At 64.3% G+C, this 17692-nt stretch carries 9 protein-coding genes; 2 read left to right on the plus strand and 7 right to left on the minus strand.

Annotated elements, in window-relative coordinates; translation table 11 throughout:
- The first annotated feature begins 199 nt into the window (after positions 1-199).
- Both PCA31118_RS18010 and PCA31118_RS18015 read left to right on the plus strand, forming a co-directional pair.
- Positions 200-2251 carry a hypothetical protein gene (locus PCA31118_RS18010; RefSeq protein WP_150626476.1) on the plus strand — a complete coding sequence of 684 codons (2052 nt, stop codon included), beginning with the start codon at positions 200-202 and terminating at the stop codon, positions 2249-2251.
- A gap of 355 nt (positions 2252-2606) precedes the next feature.
- On the plus strand, positions 2607-4022 hold the full coding sequence (locus PCA31118_RS18015; protein WP_150626477.1) for an alanine/glycine:cation symporter family protein: 1416 nt from the start codon (positions 2607-2609) through the stop codon (positions 4020-4022).
- A 197-nt stretch (positions 4023-4219) separates the two neighbouring features.
- Here PCA31118_RS18015 and PCA31118_RS18020 read toward each other — a convergent pair whose 3' ends face one another.
- The 7 genes from PCA31118_RS18020 to hemE all read right to left on the minus strand — a co-directional run bounded on the left by PCA31118_RS18020 (position 4220) and on the right by hemE (position 17444).
- Positions 4220-5362, minus strand: a complete 1143-nt coding sequence (locus PCA31118_RS18020; protein ID WP_150626478.1) for a branched-chain amino acid ABC transporter substrate-binding protein — start codon at positions 5360-5362, stop codon at positions 4220-4222.
- Between the two features lie 207 nt (positions 5363-5569).
- The gene (putP, locus tag PCA31118_RS18025; RefSeq protein WP_150626479.1) at positions 5570-7132 is read right to left on the minus strand and encodes a sodium/proline symporter PutP; all 1563 of its coding nucleotides are present in this window, start codon (positions 7130-7132) and stop codon (positions 5570-5572) included.
- Between the two features lie 452 nt (positions 7133-7584).
- Positions 7585-11499, minus strand: coding sequence for a trifunctional transcriptional regulator/proline dehydrogenase/L-glutamate gamma-semialdehyde dehydrogenase (putA, locus tag PCA31118_RS18030; RefSeq protein WP_150626480.1), 3915 nt, complete (start codon positions 11497-11499; stop codon positions 7585-7587).
- Between the two features lie 158 nt (positions 11500-11657).
- The gene (sorB, locus tag PCA31118_RS18035) at positions 11658-12002 is read right to left on the minus strand and encodes a SorB family sulfite dehydrogenase c-type cytochrome subunit (RefSeq protein ID WP_150626481.1); all 345 of its coding nucleotides are present in this window, start codon (positions 12000-12002) and stop codon (positions 11658-11660) included.
- 15 nt (positions 12003-12017) lie between these two features.
- Complete coding sequence (sorA, locus tag PCA31118_RS18040; RefSeq protein ID WP_246190298.1) at positions 12018-13358, minus strand: SorA family sulfite dehydrogenase catalytic subunit; 1341 nt, start codon at positions 13356-13358, stop codon at positions 12018-12020.
- A 137-nt stretch (positions 13359-13495) separates the two neighbouring features.
- Positions 13496-15958, minus strand: coding sequence for a primosomal protein N' (locus PCA31118_RS18045; RefSeq protein WP_150626482.1), 2463 nt, complete (start codon positions 15956-15958; stop codon positions 13496-13498).
- Positions 15959-16373: 415 nt separating this feature from the next.
- Positions 16374-17444 (minus strand): uroporphyrinogen decarboxylase, encoded by a 1071-nt coding sequence (hemE, locus tag PCA31118_RS18050; protein ID WP_150626483.1) that lies wholly within the window; start codon positions 17442-17444, stop codon positions 16374-16376.
- Positions 17445-17692 lie beyond the last annotated feature (248 nt).

Genomic DNA, 17692 nt, shown 5'->3' on the forward strand with positions numbered 1-17692 from the left:
GTGGATTTTTTGCTTTCTGCGACGCCTTTTCTGGTTCCGCAAACACCCCCGCACAAACTCGGGCGAATCCCAACCTCTTCGCTGACGCAACCGCCGAGAATGGCGAGTTTTGATGCTTTTACTGCCACGCGCGATGCGGCGCAGGGCGGTGAGGCGAGAAGAGGAAAAGGGGGCGACGATGCGGAAGGCGCAATCTGGGATGTTCCTGATCTCGGCGGCGGTCGCGGTAGCGGTCGTGAGTCTGTTGATTTCGTTTTGGGGGCTCAATTATTCGAGACAACTGCGCGTCGAGAAGGCGGAGCGCGTCGGTGAAGCACTGAAGGTGATGGGCGACCGGGTCCAGAGCTTCGTCGTGGAACATCACGACAAGATCGATGCGGTGCTACGAGATTCGACGAAAACGTTCGACGTGCAAGGTCTCCGCTTCGGCGCTGCGACGGACGGCGGCGGCAAGCCCTATCTGACGAATCTGTCGGCGAGTACGTTGATCAAGGCGACTCGTGCCACCGGGATCGGCGAGCGCCCGCCCGGCAACGTTGGGAACTACGTCATTCGCGTGTATCACGAGTGCGGCGGCAGTCCATCCCTATGCAACGTCGAAACGCTGACGTATATCGACAAGCCGATGCCCCGGCGCTATTCCACCGACCCCGACATGGACGCCGCGGCGATCGCGGCGCGCCGGATTGGCGTGCTCGGTGGCGTGTCGACGACCGACAGCGGTCATCCGTTTCGGTTTATCGATGCGACGGGAAGTGCCGCCACGGTGCCGAATCCGGATTCCATTGCCGGACTGGTCGCCGTGCGGGGAGGATATGCGACCAGCGCCATGGACGTGTACGTCCGGCGCGACGGCTCGCTTGGCATGACCGGGCCGCTTAACTTCAAACAGACGGATGGCCGCGGCGAGACGCGTCACAACATTGTGGGGGTGGGGACGCTCGATGCGAGCAACGTTGGGGCGGATTCCGTCGTGGCGAGCGGCGTCACCGTCAACGGCGAACTCAAGGCCAATAGCGTCGTGGCCGACAATGGCCTGAAGGCAGGCGACGCGACCATTACCGGCAAGCTTGAGCTGCGTTCGGACCTTGTCGGCGCAAGGGACATCGAAGGCACCGGGGAACTGCGTATGCCGAAAATAGACATCGCGAGCAAAGCCAAGGTGGGCCAATTGGATGTGACCGGCAGCACAAGGCTCCGTGGCACGCTCGATATGAACGAGAAGGACATCGAGAATGCCGGCCGCGTGAAGGGAAAGACGTTGACGGCCGAGGAGGGCATCGTCGAGTTGAAGGAAGGGACCGTGCGAGGCCGAACATGTGATGTCTGGGGCGTGGCCCGGGACAGCGACGGCCGCTTGCTGTCGTGTCAGCGAGAAAAACCCGGCAGCAACAACTGGATATGGAAGCTCGCCAGCACACCCGGCAGCGTGAAGGAAGTGCCCGTCGAAATCGTCAAGGAGATCGTCAGGGAAATCAAGATCGGTGAGCAGTGGAAGGTGTCGACGTTCTCTTTGCTACCCACGCCGAGCGGGGCGTCGCATGGGTCCGCGTTGTATTTCTACGTGGCGTCACATCGCGACGCCAAAGTCCTTGCGTGCACGATCACGAATACGAGATCGTCCGGTGCGGAGATGCGGGCCGCCAACAGGCAGGGGGACTACATCGTCACGCAGTCGGCAGACGGCAGCGAGGAATTGATGTGTTTGTCCAAGGGAAGCGGGAGTCCGACGGTCACCGAAAACGCCTGGTATTGGTGGGGCTGGCCCACCTTCGACGAGCACGGCGGCTACCGGCGCCCGACAGCGAAATCGGGCTGGGACGACATCTGGTACCAAAACGATACGGACGACAATACGATGCCGGACATCCATCACGCGGTGCGAAATCCGATTCGCGTCACCGACGACACGCAGGCGAGGTTCAACAACGAACTTCAACGCCTGTTTCTCACGTTCGGCATGACGCGTCACGGCCCCAATCTGAATCACAGCGTGCTCATGGCGACATTCTCCGGAAGCCGTAACACGATGGGCATGGCATGGGGAATCGCCTACCGCCCCAAGAGCCTCATTTCATGCAAGTTCACCTCGAATATCTTTCGCGCCAGCATCGGATACGCCGCCGACAATGTTCGATGGTACTTGCCGGGAGGCAATTCGACCTACACCGTGCAGTGTTCGTTCAGCGTTCGGGGCGACCTGACGGCACACGGTTTCAGGATATGCCTCAAGGACTGCCCGTTCAAATGATCGTCAAGTCAGGTCCCCTCCCGCCGTGCGACATCGAAACTCATTAAGTCCGCTCAGTCCGCCTCGTCCGCCACATCCACTGCGTCACCCGCAGCAACGCGCCGCGTCATATGACAGTCACATTCCCCGGTTAATCTACGTCCCGATGTCTCCTTGCCTTGTCTTTGGGCCGCCCGGCGAATGCCGAGCGGCTTTTTTATTTGCCGGTCTCTTTTGCGTCACACGCGCATAGGAATAAACGCAAAACGCTGCGCCTTTCTGTCGAATCCGCCGAATCCTTGCGATTCTCCGTCCCTTGCCGCTCATTCCCGAGGGGCAGTCAGTGTTTCGATGATTGCGACAGGAGACGCTATCCATGGAGAGTTGGCTCAAATCGGCGGTCGACGCCATTGGCGGGGTGCTGGGCGGTTATCCCCTCGTGATTGCCCTGCTCGGCGCAGGGTTGTATTTCACCCTTCGATTCGGCGGCATTCAGTGTCGTGCATTCGCACACAGCGTTGCGTTGTTGCGCACGTCCGGCGCCGCGTCCGGCATTTCGCCGTTTCAGGCGTTTGCGACAGGATTGGCGAGCCGCATCGGGACCGGCAACATCGCCGGTGTCGCCATGGCGCTCACCATCGGCGGGCCGGGGGCGATTTTCTGGATGTGGATGACGGCGTTGCTCGGCATGGCGTCCGCGTTCGTGGAATCGACGCTCGCACAGATCTTCAAGATTGCGCATCGGGACGACACGTTCCGGGGCGGCCCGGCGTACTACATTCAGCTCGGCCTCGGGTCGCGCAAATTCGGTGTGGTGTTTGCCATCGCATTGCTGTACACCTTCGGCTTCGCCCTAAACTCGGTACAGTCGCACTCGATTGCGGAGGCGCTCGAAGCATCGTTCGGCTGGGATCGACAATGGATCGGCATCCTGCTGGTGATCGTCACCGCGCCGATCATCTACGGCGGTGTGCGGCGCGTGGCGCGGGTCGCGCAATGGATCGTACCGGTCATGGCGCTGGCTTATCTCAGTCTCGCTGCATTCGTTTGCATCGCTCACATGGATCAGATTCCCGGCATGATCTCGATGATCTGGCGTCACGCTTTCGGGCTGGAGCCGGCGGCAGGCGGGATCGCCGGGTATGCCGTGAGTCAGGCCGTGCTCATGGGCGTGAAGCGCGGCCTGTTCTCGAACGAAGCGGGCATGGGCAGCGCACCGAATGCAGCGGCGGTGGCGACGACGAAGCATCCGGTGCAGCAAGGCCTGATGCAGATGCTCGGGGTGTTTTTCGACACGGTCGTCGTTTGCTCGGCCACGGCGTTCATGATTCTGCTCTCGGGGCAGATGACCCCCGGCGCGACGCCCGAGGGCGCGGTGCTCACGCAGCGGGCGCTCGCCATGCATTTCGGCGAGTGGGCCATCATTTTCACCGGCATTACCGTGTTCGTTCTCGCGTATTCCAGTGTGCTTGGCAACTACGCTTACGCCGAGGTGAACATGGACTACATGACGAAACGCCCGTGGTTGCTTCACATCTTTCGTGCGCTCGTGCTGCTGGCCGTCATGCTCGGCGCGGTGGCGAGCTTGCCGCTGGTGTGGAGTCTGGCGGATGTCGGCACAGCGCTGATGGCGTTCATCAACCTGATTGCCATTGCCTTGCTGATGAAATATGCGCTGATCGCGTGGCGTGACTATCAGCGTCAGCGCAAGGCCGGGGTGGCCGAACCTGTCTTTACGCGGGACGTGATGCCGCCCGAACTGCGCGAGCGGCTGCCCAAGGACGTCTGGTGATGCGGCGGCACTGCGGTCCCTGCTGACCTTGCAAGTCGCGTCCCTCCTGTCAGGCTGGCGCGGCTCGCCAACGCCGGTTCGCGATCGGGTTCAAAAGCGGGGGCACAATGCGCAAAGGCCGGTGAGTTACCTCACCGGCCTTTGTCGCCTGTCTTTGTCGCTTGTGGCAGGGGTGCTATCGGAAGCGTATCGAAGGCTTACTTGCCGCCGACGGTCTCCAGCACGGTCCACTTGCCATCGGCCACCTTGTACAGCGTGATCGAGCCGTACTTCAGGTCACCCACGGCGTCGTAGGCCAGCTCACGCGTGGTGACGCCCGGCATGCTCGTCTTGGCCAGCACCGGCAGGTACTTTGCCGGATCGGTCGAGTTGGCCTTCTTCATGGCCGACATCATGGCCATGGCGCCGTCATAGGCGTACGGCGAGTACGTCTCCGGCGCGGCACCGAACTTGGCCTTGTAGCGCGACTCGTACGCAGCCCCGCCCGGCATCTTGTCGAGCGGCAGACCGGCCAGCGAGACGACCGAACCGTTGGCGGCGTCGCCGGCGATCTTCAGGAAGGCGTCCGACTTGACCATTTCGCCGGCCATCAGCGTGGCCTTGATGCCCAGTTCGCGCATCTGCTTGGCGAGCGGGCCGGCTTGTGCGTCGGCACCGCCGTAGAACACGACATCCGGGTTGGAGCGCTTGAGATTGGTCAGAATGGCGCGGAAGTCCACGGCCTTGTCGTTGGCGAACTCACGACGCACGATCTTGCCGCCGGCGGCCTTGGCAGCCTTTTCGAACTCGTCTGCCAGACCCTGACCGTAAGCGGTGCGATCGTCGACGATGGCGATGTTCTTGAAGCCCAGCTTCTTCACGGCGAACGTGCCGACGACCGAACCCTGCTGAATGTCCGACGTCATCATGCGGAAGGTCGTCTTGAACCCTTGCTTGGTGTACTCCGGTGCCGTTGCCATGGCGATTTCGGGGATACCGGCCTGCGCGTAGATACGCGACGCCGGTATCGTGGTGCCCGAGTTGAAGTGGCCAAGCATGCCCTTGATGCCGTTATCGACCAGCTTTTGCGCGACGAGCGAACCCTGACGCGGGTCGGCCTGATCGTCTTCGGCTTGCAACACGAACTTCACCGGCTTGCCTTCGATGGTCGGCTTGGTGGCGTTGTACTCGTCCACGGCGAGTTGAATGCCGTTCTGCATGTCCTTGCCGTAGTGGGCCTGTGCGCCCGTGAGCGGTGCGGCAAAGCCCAGCTTCACTTCCTGCGCCTGTTGCGCGTTGGCCGCGCCAAACGCGAGCAGCCCGGCGACTGCGACGGCGCTAGCCGTAAGCTTCGATTGCATCAACCCTCTCCTTGCATGTGTTTGTCGTTGAGTGGCGTGTCTGCGGGATCGCCGCAGCACGCCTATCTTGAAACGCCGTCTGGACCCGGCTGGTTGACCGGGGCGGCATTCATCATGTTCAAACGCAAAATGCGTCCGACGCGGCAGTATTGGTTGGCTGCACGCGCCGGTCAAGAGGGAGAAATTCCGATAGGAGGTGCTACCCGATTATGGCGAAGGTTGCGCCGTCGGCGTGTCGGTGTCACCGGTGCCGCCGGTGGCGTCGGCGCCGGGCGCCTTGCCTGCCTGGATCTCCTTCAGCCGGGTCTCGGCGGCGGCGTAGCGGGCCAGTACCCCCGCGCTCGGCGCGCGGTCCAGACGGCTCACGACATACAGCGCCAACCCGCCAAGGGCGAAGCCCGGCACGATTTCATACAGGTCGAACCAGCCGAACTGTTTCCAGATCAGCACGGTGGCTGCGCCGACCACGATGCCGGCGAGCGCCCCGTTGCGCGTGACGCGCGGCCACAGCAAGGTGGCGAGCACCAGCGGGCCGAAGGCGGCGCCGAACCCGGCCCACGCATAGCTCACCATGCCGAGCACGCGGCTTTCCGGATCGAGGGCGAGCAGCACGGCGACCACGGCCACGGCGAGCACCATGGCGCGACCGATCCACACGAGGCGACGCTGACTCACCGGGCCGCGAGCGAACGTCTTGTAGAGGTCTTCGGTCAACGCGCTGGAGCACACGAGCAACTGGCATGACAGCGTGCTCATCACCGCCGCGAGAATGGCGGCCAGCAGCACACCGGCCAGCCAGGGCGTGAAGAGTTGCGTGGTGAGCGCAATGAAGATCGTCTCCGAATTGGCATTCACCCCGGCGCCCAGTTCAGGGCGTGCGCTGTAGTACGCCAGTCCGAAGAAACCGACCGCGACTGCGCCCGTCAGGCACAGCACCATCCACGACATGCAGATACGGCGCGCCTGCGGAATCGCGGCCGCCGAGCGGGCGGCCATGAAGCGCACGAGAATGTGCGGCTGGCCGAAGTAGCCCAGGCCCCAGGCCAGCAACGACAGCACGCCGATCGGGGCAAGATCGCCGAACCAGTCGGTGTGGGCCGGGTGCAGGGCGGTGACGGCATCGATCGCCGTCGTCGGGCCGCCGTCGATGCTGATCACGGCAATCGGTGTGACGACCAGCGCAGCGAACATCAGCGAAGCCTGCACGGTGTCCGTCCAGCTCACGGCCAGGAATCCGCCGATGAATACGTACGCAATGGTGGCCACAGCGCCGATCCACAACGCCGTGTGGTAATCGAGACCGAACATCGTTTCGAACAGCCGCGCACCCGCGACGACACCCGATGCGCAATAGATGGTGAAAAAGATCAGGATCACGAGCGCCGTGACGATGCGCAACACGTGACTGCGGTCGTCGAAGCGCTGCGTGAGGTATTCGGGCAGGGTGAGCGCGTTGCCGCAGACTTCCGTGTGAACGCGCAGCCGCGCCGCCACCAGCCGCCAGTTGGCCCATGCGCCGAGCGCCAGTCCGATGGCGATCCAGACGCCGGACAACCCTCCCACGTAAATGGCGCCCGGCAGTCCGAGCAGCAGCCAGCCGCTCATGTCGGAGGCGCCTGCGGACAGCGCGGTGACGAAGCTGCCGAGACGGCGTCCGCCGAGAATGTAGTCGGAAAGATTGTTGGTTTGCCGGTAGCCGAGCCAGCCGATGACCAGCATCAATAGCAAGTAGACGGTGAACGACACCGCCGTAGGGTTCCATACGGACATGTTGCCTCCTTGTGCGGCGCCCTCGTGCGTCGTGCGTGCTTCCGGCATGACGAAAGCGGTGCAACGCGTGCAGACGTCCGCGATGGCCAGCGATGCGTGTCGCCGGCGCGGGTTAACCGCTCTATGACGGTGAGACGCGTTATATGTCGGGGGAGGGCGCGAAGATACTCCGAAATCGCTCAAATTGCGCATATACGCATTTAGCGGTGCGGCGGGCGATCGGCGATTGAAGAAATGCTGCGCAGGTGTCGCGATGGAGCGGCGAAGAGCAGCGCGGGGAGGGAAGCAGGCAGGAGAGGCGATGGCGCTCGGCGCTTCAGCCGAGGAGGCGCCGTTGCGGTCGCCGTGGCCGTCGCCATCGCAATATGCGCCTTGAGGCGTGCGCGATGGGACCGCCGGATTTAGGACGTTTCCGGGAGGAAACGTCGCCAAATCCGGCGAATGACGTCGAATCAGCCGATGGTCATGAGGTTGGCGTTACCGCCGGCAGCGGCAGTATTGACGGACACCGAACGCTCGCACAGCAGACGCTCCAGCGCATAGTCGTCACCGGCTGCCAGCGCTTCGGGCGAGAGGCCCTGCATCGACAGGATCGGACCGTTGCGCGTGGCAATGCGGCGGTTCAGCGCGCGTAATTCGTCGCTGTCGCCCTCGAACAGCACCGCCGCGAGCGACGGCTCGGCGGCCGCGTCCACATCGGCGGCGAGCAGCGTGGCGCGCCCCTTGAGCGACGCGGGCAGCGCATTCACCAGATCACGTGCGGCGGCGCTATCTGTGAACACGGCGTTGTTGCCCGTCGCCAGTACCGCAGCCAGTTGCGTTCGTGCGCCGAGTGTCGAGGCCGCTACGCACAGCACCGGACCGCGCGGCTCGAGGCCGTATGTGTTGCGCTCGCCGGTCGGGCCGGGCAGAACTGCCGTCGCATCGAGGGCGGATGTCGCCAGATAACGGTCGACACGATCGATGGCGGCGGCGCTATCCGGTTGCTGGCGCAGCCAGTCGCGATAGCTCGCGAGCGGGGAGAGTGCCGCCTCATTGCGATTGAGTTCCGGCGCGAGGGCTGCCGGACGCGTCGCGAGCAGTCGCGGCAGGTACATCGGGCCACCCGCTTTCGGACCCGTCCCAGACAGACCTTCTCCACCGAACGGCTGCACGCCGACCACGGCGCCGATCACGTTCCGGTTCACGTAGACGTTACCGACGTGCGCCCGCTCCGTCACGTAAGCGATGGTCTCGTCGATGCGCGTGTGCACACCGAATGTGAGGCCATAGCCGGTGCCGTTGATCTGATCGAGCAGCTTGTCGAGCTGCGCGCGCTTGAAGCGGATCACGTGCAGCACCGGGCCGAACACTTCGCGTTGCAGCGCCTTCAGGTCCGTCAGTTCGATGAGCGTCGGCGGCACGAAGGTGCCATGACGGGCGGCGTCCGGCAGCGTGAGCTGCTCCACGGGGAAGCCCTTGCCGCGCATCTGTTCGATGTGACGATTGATGCCGTTCTGCGCTTCGGCGTCGATGACCGGGCCGACGTCGATGGACAAACGATCCGGGTTGCCGATGGCGAGTTCCTGCATCGCGCCCTTGAGCATGTGCAGCGTCTTGTCGGCGATATCGTCCTGCAGGCACAGCACGCGCAGTGCCGAGCAACGCTGACCGGCGGAATCGAAGGCCGACGCGAGCACGTCGTACACGACCTGTTCGGGCAGCGCCGACGAGTCGACGATCATGGCGTTCTGACCACCGGTCTCGGCGATGAGAGGAATCGGACGGCCGTTGGCGTCCAGTCGGTCGGCCAGCGTACGCGCAATGATGCGGGCGACTTCGGTCGAACCGGTGAACATGACGGCCTTGGTGCGCGCGTCGGCCACCAGCGCCGCGCCGACCGTCTCGCCCGTGCCCGGGAGCAATTGCAGTGCACCGGCGGGAATGCCGGCGGCCTGCATCAGACGCACGGCTTCGGCGGCGATGAGCGGCGTTTGCTCTGCCGGCTTGGCGAGCACCGGGTTGCCGGCGGCCAGTGCGGCAGCGACCTGACCGACGAAGATCGCGAGCGGGAAATTCCACGGGCTGATGCACAGCACGGGACCGAGCGGGCGATGCGTGTCGTTCGAGAAGCCCTGACGAATCTGCGCGGCGTAGTAGCGCAGGAAGTCCACGGCTTCGCGCACTTCTGCCACGGCGTTGGGCAGCGATTTGCCTGCTTCGCGAACGCACAGGCCCATGAGCGTGGGCATATGCGCTTCGAGCAGATCCGCCGAGCGCATCAGGCAGTCGGCGCGTGCCTCGACAGGGGTGGCTTGCCAGATCGGCGCGGCGGCAACGGCGTGAGCCAGGGCGGCTTCCACGTCGGCCGACGTCGCTTCGATGACCTGACCGACCACGTCGCGCAGGTCGGCCGGGTTGCGCACGGCACGAGGCGTACCCGTAGTGCGCTCGCCGTCGGCCAGCATGGGAGCCGCACGCCACGGCGTACCGGCACTCGCGAGCAAGGCGGACGACAGCGAAGCGAGGCGGTGTTCGTTCGAGAGATCGAAGCCGGACGAATTGGCGCGCGACGTGCCGTACAGATCGCGCGGCAGCGGAATCTTGGCGTGCGGCGCGCCGAGCGGTTGCACCTTCTCGGCCTCCGACACCGGGTCGGCGATCAGCTCGTCGACGCTGACGGTCTCGTCCGCAATGCGGTTCACGAACGACGTGTTCGCCCCGTTTTCCAGCAGACGGCGCACCAGATAGGCGAGCAGCGTTTCGTGCGTGCCGACCGGCGCGTAGACGCGGCACGGTCGCGCCAGCTTGCCCGCGGCGATCGGTCCCACGACTTCCTCGTACAGCGGCTCGCCCATGCCGTGCAGGCATTGGAACTCGTACTGGCCGGGGTAGTAGTTGTTGCCCGCGAGGTGATAGATCGCGGAGAGCGTGTAGGCGTTGTGGGTCGCGAACTGCGGATAGATTGCGTCCGGCACCGCGAGCAGCTTTTTCGCGCAGGCGAGGTACGAGACATCCGTGTAGATCTTGCGCGTGTAGACCGGGTAGCCTTCGAGGCCGTCGACCTGTGCGCGCTTGATTTCCGTATCCCAGTAAGCGCCCTTGACCAGTCGCACCATGATGCGGTGACGGCTGCGGCGCGCCAGATCGATGATGAAGTCGATCACGAACGGGCAGCGCTTCTGATACGCCTGCACCACGAAGCCGATGCCGTTCCAGCCGGCCAGTTCCGGATCGAAGCACAGGGCTTCGAGCAGATCGAGCGAGATTTCGAGGCGGTCGGCTTCTTCGGCGTCGATATTCAGGCCGATGTCGTAAGTGCGCGCCAGCTTGGCGAGCGCCTGCACGCGCGGCAGCAATTCGGCGACGGTGCGCTCGTACTGGCTACGCGAATAACGCGGATGCAGCGCGGAGAGCTTGATCGAGATGCCCGGACCTTCATAGATGCCGCGCCCGGCCGACGCCTTGCCGATGGCGTGAATGGCTTGCTCGTAGCTCGCGTAGTAACGCAGGGCATCTTCTTCGGTCGTCGCGGCCTCGCCAAGCATGTCGTACGAGTAGCGGAAGCCCTGCGCTTCGTACTTGCGGCTGTTGGCGAGTGCTTCGGAAATGGTTTCGCCGGTGACGAACTGTTCACCCATCAGACGCATGGCGATGTCCACGCCCTTGCGGATGAGCGGTTCGCCGCCGCGGCCGATCAGCCGGGTGAGCGCCTTGGTGAGGCCGGCTTCGCTGGTCGTCGTGACGAGCTTGCCGGTGATCATCAGGCCCCAGGTGGCGGCATTGACGAACATCGACGGCGAATTGCCCATGTGCGCGTGCCAGTCGCCCTTGCTGATCTTGTCGCGGATCAGGGCGTCACGCGTGGCCTTGTCGGGAATGCGCAGCAGCGCCTCGGCCAGACACATCAGCGCCACGCCTTCCTGGCTGGACAGCGAGAATTCGTGGATCAGGCCTTCCACACCGCCACCGGTGCTCTTGCCGCGCAGCGCGACGACGAGCTTGCGCGCCAGATCGGAAGCTTGCGTCGCCGTGGCCGGGGCCAGCTTGGCCTGACCGAGAAGCACCGGCACGCATTCCGGTTCGGGGCGACGGTACGCGGCCGTGATCGCCGCGCGCAGCACCGATTGCGGTTGCACGTTCTGCGCGAATTCGAGGAATGGATGCGGGACGGTGTCGTCGCCGGCGTGGCCATCGATGACCTCGGTGCCCGACTGGGTTGCACCGCTCAGTTCGGGCGGCAGTGCGCCGCTCTCGATGCGCTCCAGGTACGCGAAGATCGCCTGTTTGATGAGCCAGTGCGGGGTGCGCTCGATTTGCTGGGCGGCCGTCTTGAGCCGGGTGCGCAGGACGTCGTCGACTTTGACGCCGAGAGTGGTGTTAGCCATGAGAAGGTTATCCGATGACGCGAAACGTGACACCCATAGCGGGTGAATTGTGCGGCATCGTAACCGGGTTTCAAAAGAGGTGCAACCAGAGTCAAAAATGCGGTTGCACCGACGGTATCACTCCCGGTATTCCTTCCGATCTTCCTCCCGGCATTCCGCTACTTCTGGTCGGTCCCGTAGGTCTTGCCCAGATACTCCGAAATGAGTTTCACCTGGTCTTCCGGAATCGGGGCGCCGTAGACCTTCACCATCTTCGTGACTTCGGCGTTCCAGAAGGCCGACGGCATCGGGGGCTGCGAGTTGATGTAGTCGATGGAGTGGCACATTGCGCACCATGCGCTCGCCGCCTGATGCCCGGCGAGCGTCGAGGCCTTGAGCTGTGCCGTCTCCTGCGGCAACTTGATGTCGAGGGCGTGGGCCGGCACAGCGGCGAGGGCGCCCCACAGCCCGGCCACGAGCCCGAGCACGAGCGTTGTGCTGCGCGCGAATTTCAGATGATTCATGATCGTCCCCCCGCCTTATGCCGCAACCACACGCACGGATTCGACACCGTTGCGCAGATAGCCGGCCGGATTCCACAAGGATTGCAGCGGCTGTGTCACGCCCGCGCGATTCGTCGCCCGAACTTTCAGCACGTACTCGCCCGCTTTCGGTGGCGTGAACGATGCCGTCCACTCGCGGAACGAATACTTCGAGAGTTCGTTGCCCAGACTGGCCGCCTGCCAGGTCTGGCCGCCGTCGCTCGAGAACTGCACGTCACGAATGCCTTCGCCGCCGTCGAACGCAATGCCGCGCACACGCGTCGGCTTGCCTGCGGCCACGTGCTGGCCATCGGTATGGCTCGTCACGAACGAGCGAACGGTAAAACGGCCGATCGGCTTCGTCTTTTCCGGCGCTTTACCGGGCTCGACGCAGTTGCAGTCGTTGTCTGGAATCCGGTACGCCGTGGCCATCCAGAAGCCGTCGAAGACTTTGTCGATGACGTTGATGTCCGCCAGATGCTTCACCCAATACGTGCCGTAGTAGCCGGGCACGACCAGACGCACCGGGAAACCGTTGAGCATCGGCAGATCCTTGCCGTTCATGGCGAAGGCGACCATCACCTCGCCGTCCATGGCGTGGTCGAGATCGAGGGCTTTTACGAACTCGGGCGTCGCCGGGACGATTGGCCGGTCGAGGCCTTCGAAGGTCACTTGTTTCGCGTTGGGCGACACGCCCGCGCGCTCGAGAATTCGCTTGAGCGGAATACCGCGCCAGCGCGCATTGCCCATGGCGCCGTTGGCGATCTGTCCGCCGCCGACACGTGGCTCGAAGAAACCGCGACTATTGCCCGAGCATTGATGCACGGCAACGAGTTCGACGGGCGGGCCGAAGTCTTTCTTGAGCGAGGCGAGCGAGATATCGAGCGGCTTGCCAACGCTGCCGCCCACGCGAATGCGATGCTTTGCCGGATCGATGTCGGTGGGAATCCCGGCGAGGTGGTAGCGCACGAAGAAGGCGTCGTTCGGCGTGATCAGCTCGTCGTTGAAGACTTCGAAGGGCGTTTCCAGTTGCGGCGGACGCGCGGTGAGCCGAATCAGCGGGCGCTTCTGCGGATACGCGACGAGCTCGCGTTCACCGTTGGCGAACGGTAGCGTGACCGTTTGCGGCGCAGCGGTGGCGGCGAGAACGTCCAGCGCGCGGCCCGCCAGACTGGCCCCCACGCCGAGGGCGCCGGCACGTCGCAGAAAGCGACGCCGTGATACCTCCGCCACGGGAGATTCGGCGGGCGACTCGGCAAAGGCGTATTCGGGAGGGACGAGGGAGGATGCGACAGCTTGTGGCGCCGTGGGGGCGGCGCGCCGGTCGTGCGACTTCATCGGATGTCTCCTGTGGGACGTTTTATCGTGCAGATGACGTGAACCGTTCGACGTGCAGCGCTTTATTCGCTCTGTAGTGCTCGCATCGTCTGACATTCTTCCGATGTTGTCAAATTTTCGGAACGATATATACCGTTTTATATTTCGAGTGGATCAACCTCCAGATGCCAGCGCACGGGCGCTTTGAGCGCGCGAAGTTCGCTCATCCACTGGGTGAGAAAGCGCTGTAGGGCGCCGCGATGCGGACTCTCCACGACGAGTTGCGCCCGGTCGGTACCCGCGATACGCACCATCGTCATGGGAACGGGGTCCCACAGGGAGATGCGCGGGTCGTGCAGCGCCGGTTCGGCGGCGATTTCGCGGGCCTGCCGCAGGAACGTCATGGCGTCGTCCAGCTTGCGGGCTTCGGCGCGGAGCAACGCCTGATGGGTGTATGGCGGCAGCAATGCCATACGACGCTCTTCGAGTTGCTGCGCCGCGAAGCCCGCATAGTCGTGGCGCATGAGCGATGCGAACAGCGGGTGCGATGCGTATCGTGTCTGGATCAGCACGTCGCCCGGGCCGTCGGCACGCGCCGCACGCCCGGCGCGGCCTGCGACCTGCATCAATTGAGCGAAGAGGCGTTCGGCCGCCCGGAAGTCGTGCGAGAAAAGGGCGCTGTCGGCGTTCACCACCCCCACGAGCGTCACGTTCCGGAAGTCGTGCCCCTTCGCCACCATCTGAGTGCCGATGAGGATGTCGACTTCGCCGGCGTGCACCTGCGCGAACAACGCCTGCGCGCTGCCTTTGCGGCGCGTGCTGTCGGCGTCGATACGGGCGAGCCGCGCGTCGGGGAAGTGTTCGGCGAGTGCCTCTTCGATACGCTGCGTGCCACGTCCGAGGGGCGCGAGATCGAGGTTGCCGCAGTCCGGGCAGGCGTGCGGAATGCGCGATTCGGCGCCGCAATGGTGGCAACGAAGGCGTCTCTCGGGCTTGTGCAGCACCATGTGGGCGCTGCATCGGCGGCAGTCGCTGATCCAGCCGCAGGCGTCGCAATTGAGTACCGGCGCGTAGCCACGGCGATTCAGGAACAGCAGGCTCTGCTCGCCAGCTTCCAGGCGTGCGCGGATGGCGGCGAGCAGCGGTTGCGACAGTCCTTCATGCACGACGCGCTGTCGTTTGCGCTCGATGTCCATGTCGATGAGCGACACGCGCGGCAGCACGGCGTCCGGTGTTGCGCGCTCCGGCATGGACAGGCGCACGTAACGGCCCTGCTCAGCGCGACTCCAGCTATCGAGCGACGGCGTGGCCGAACCGAGCACGACCGGAATGCGCAGGCGGTTTGCCCGCCAGATCGCCAGATCGCGCGCCGAATATCGCAGGCCTTCCTGTTGTTTGTAGGACGGATCGTGTTCTTCGTCGACGACGATGAGTCGCAGGTGCGGCAACGACGCCATGACGGCCAGTCGCGTGCCGAGCACGATGCGCGCCTCGCCGCGATGCGCCGCGAGCCAGTGCCTGGCGCGCTCGCCCTCGGCCAGACCGCTGTGCAGCGTCACGAGTGTCTCGTGCGGAAACCGGGCCCGGAAGACGCCTTCGAGTTGCGGCGTGAGGTTGATCTCCGGCACGAGCACGAGCACTTGCGCGCGCGCCGACGCCGGCGCATGCAGCGCTTCGGCCACGGCACGTAAATAGACTTCCGTTTTGCCGCTGCCCGTTACGCCGTAGAGCAGGAAGGGCGGGCAGGTGGAAGTGGTAGGGGCGGAGGAAGCGGAGGAGGCCGTAGAAGCGGCGGCCGTGGCGTCGCTCGCGTGCGCAGGTTCGAGACGTTGCGCGCCGGCGGCGATCAGGGCGTCGTGAATCGCCGCGACCGCATCGGCCTGTCCGGCGGTGAGCATTTTCGTGCCGTCGCGGTTCGTGGTGCTGCCGTCGGCGTCGTCGAGTACGTCGGCCCCATCGGATTCATGCACCGCCTCGTGAAACGGCACGGTCTCCACAACCACCCAGCCGGCGGCGGCCCACTGCTTGAGCACGTCGGCCGCTTTCGAGCAAAGGGCGCGGGCTTCATCGGCGTCGAGTGTGCCGGCCTGGGCGAGACCTTCGGCCAATCGTCGCTGGGCACGAAGACGGGACGGCACGTTGTCCATCAGCGTGCCCAGCGCGCCGTGCGCAATGCGGTAGCGCTGCACACCCCGCTGCGCAAGCAGTCGCGGCCAACGCATCGGCGTGCGCAGGTGTCCGGGAAGCGCGGGGAGCGCGACTTCCCCGATACCGCGCTGGTAATAGCGCGCGGCGAACTGCATCAGGTCGCGCCAGTCGTCGGCGAGCGGGGGCAATTCATGCCATACGGATGTCACGTCGCGCAGCTTTTTCGGGTCGACTTCGCTGCGCTGCGTCAATTCCCAGACGATGCCCACGACCTGTCGTCGTCCGAATGGAACCTGCACCAGTTGACCGGGGCTCGCGGCCTGATCGAGACGGTAGTCGAACAGGGTGAGGAGCGGCGTGTCTAGCGCGACGCGGGCGATGGCGGGCACACCGGTGCGAGGCTCGGTCGCCGGGAAAAGCGCATCGTCGTTAGATGCGTTGGACGGGTCGGACGGATCGTCGGCTCGGGTCAAACTTAAAGTGAATCCTGAGAAGTGCCGGTAAACCCCGGATTTGAGTCGGCTTTCCGCCGACGTCGAATCGCTTGTGGATAACTATGTTGAGAACTGTGGGGATTATCGCTCGCGAGCCTCACCACACGGTCCTCGCGTCGCTCGTCGTCCTGACTTTTCTCGATTCAAAAATGCTTTTTGATCAATAGCTTATGAATGACGTCGACGGTACCCCCGCTTCGTCTCTCACTTGCGGCGGCGCAGCGAGAATTTGTGCATAAGTCTTCGGGACAACTCCGTAAATTGGAGGGGTTATTCGAGCGCTTGGCCCTTGACATTCACAGTGTCGAACGACGGTTGGGTTTGCAGGGCGAAATGCCCCGCGAACCCGCATCGCTGCGTACGCGCGCGATAAATATTGTCGCTTTTGCCTGGCTTATGTCGCGCGCCGAAGCGTTCGACTGTAGCTATGCACCTCATCCACGAGTGCTGCGACGTGTTCGGGGTTGGTGAATTGCGAGATGCCGTGCCCCAGATTGAAGACGTGGCCCGGCGCGTTACCGTAAGCGTCGAGCAGGCGGCGGACCTCCGTGCGAATGGCGTCGGGCGCTGCGAACAGGGCCGTCGGATCGAAATTGCCTTGCAGTGCACAACGATCCCCCACGCGACGACGCGCAGCCGCGAGGTCGACGGTCCAGTCGAGACCGATGGCGTCCGGGCCGGTGTCGGCAATGGCTTCGAGCCACTGGCCGCCGCCCTTGGTGAATACGATGTGCGGAATGCGCACGCCATTCCACTCGCGATGCACGCCGGCCAGCGCCTGCTTCATATAGGCAAGCGAGAAGCGTTGGTAGAGCCCATCGGCCAGCGCGCCACCCCAGGTGTCGAACACCATGATGGCCTGTGCACCGGCTTCGATCTGCGCGTTGAGATAGGCGGCGACGGCGCGCGCGTTGGTCTCGAGGATGTGCGTCATCAGGTCGGGACGCTCGTACGCCATCGTCTTGACGGTGCGGAAGTCAGCCGAACCCGCGCCTTCGACCATGTAGCACGCGAGCGTCCACGGACTGCCGGAAAAGCCGATGAGCGGCACGCGACCGTTAAGCGCGCGACGGATTTCGCTCACCGCGTCGAAAACGTAGCGCAGGCTGTCGAGGTCCGGCGCCCGAAGACGACGCACGTCGTCCTCGGTGCGCAGCGGATGCGCGAAGCGCGGGCCTTCGCCGGTTTCGAACGACAGCCCCAGTCCCATCGCGTCGGGAATGGTCAGAATGTCCGAGAACAGGATCGCGGCGTCGAGCGGAAAGCGTTCGAGCGGCTGAAGCGTGACCTCGGTGGCATAGGCGGGATTCTTGGCCAGCGCCAGGAAGCTGCCGGCCTTGGCGCGGGTGGCGTTGTATTCGGGCAGGTACCGGCCCGCCTGGCGCATCAGCCAGATCGGCGTGTACTCGGTCGGCTGGCGCAACAGGGCGCGCAGGAAAGTATCGTTTTGCAGAGCTTGGGACACGTCGCGGCGGGATGGGGTGGTTTTGGGCAAGCCGCCATTTTACTCGGGTATCCGGGGGCGGTCGCGTGGCGGGCGGTTATGCCGCACATAAACGTCGCACATCACGCTGATGGCCGCGCGCCGGACACTATTTTTGCGCGGGTTGGCGCGCACGCGGGCGATCAGTAGTATGAAGTCCCGCGTGCCGCGTCAAGACGGCACAGGACGTCGGTGCGTCGGTCGCGCCGACGACGCATTCATCAGCACGT

Source organism: Pandoraea captiosa (assembly GCF_902459775.1).
Classification (GTDB): domain Bacteria; phylum Pseudomonadota; class Gammaproteobacteria; order Burkholderiales; family Burkholderiaceae; genus Pandoraea; species Pandoraea captiosa.

Bases quoted from the DNA above. Each gene is read 5' to 3' on its own strand.
- PCA31118_RS18010 (WP_150626476.1), top strand. From the start codon at position 200: ATGTTCCTGATCTCGGCGGCGGTCGCGGTAGCGGTCGTGAGTCTGTTG.
- PCA31118_RS18015 (WP_150626477.1), top strand. From the start codon at position 2,607: ATGGAGAGTTGGCTCAAATCGGCGGTCGACGCCATTGGCGGGGTGCTG.
- PCA31118_RS18020 (WP_150626478.1), bottom strand. From the start codon at position 5,362: ATGCAATCGAAGCTTACGGCTAGCGCCGTCGCAGTCGCCGGGCTGCTC.
- putP (WP_150626479.1), bottom strand. From the start codon at position 7,132: ATGTCCGTATGGAACCCTACGGCGGTGTCGTTCACCGTCTACTTGCTA.
- putA (WP_150626480.1), bottom strand. From the start codon at position 11,499: ATGGCTAACACCACTCTCGGCGTCAAAGTCGACGACGTCCTGCGCACC.
- sorB (WP_150626481.1), bottom strand. From the start codon at position 12,002: ATGAATCATCTGAAATTCGCGCGCAGCACAACGCTCGTGCTCGGGCTC.
- sorA (WP_246190298.1), bottom strand. From the start codon at position 13,358: ATGAAGTCGCACGACCGGCGCGCCGCCCCCACGGCGCCACAAGCTGTC.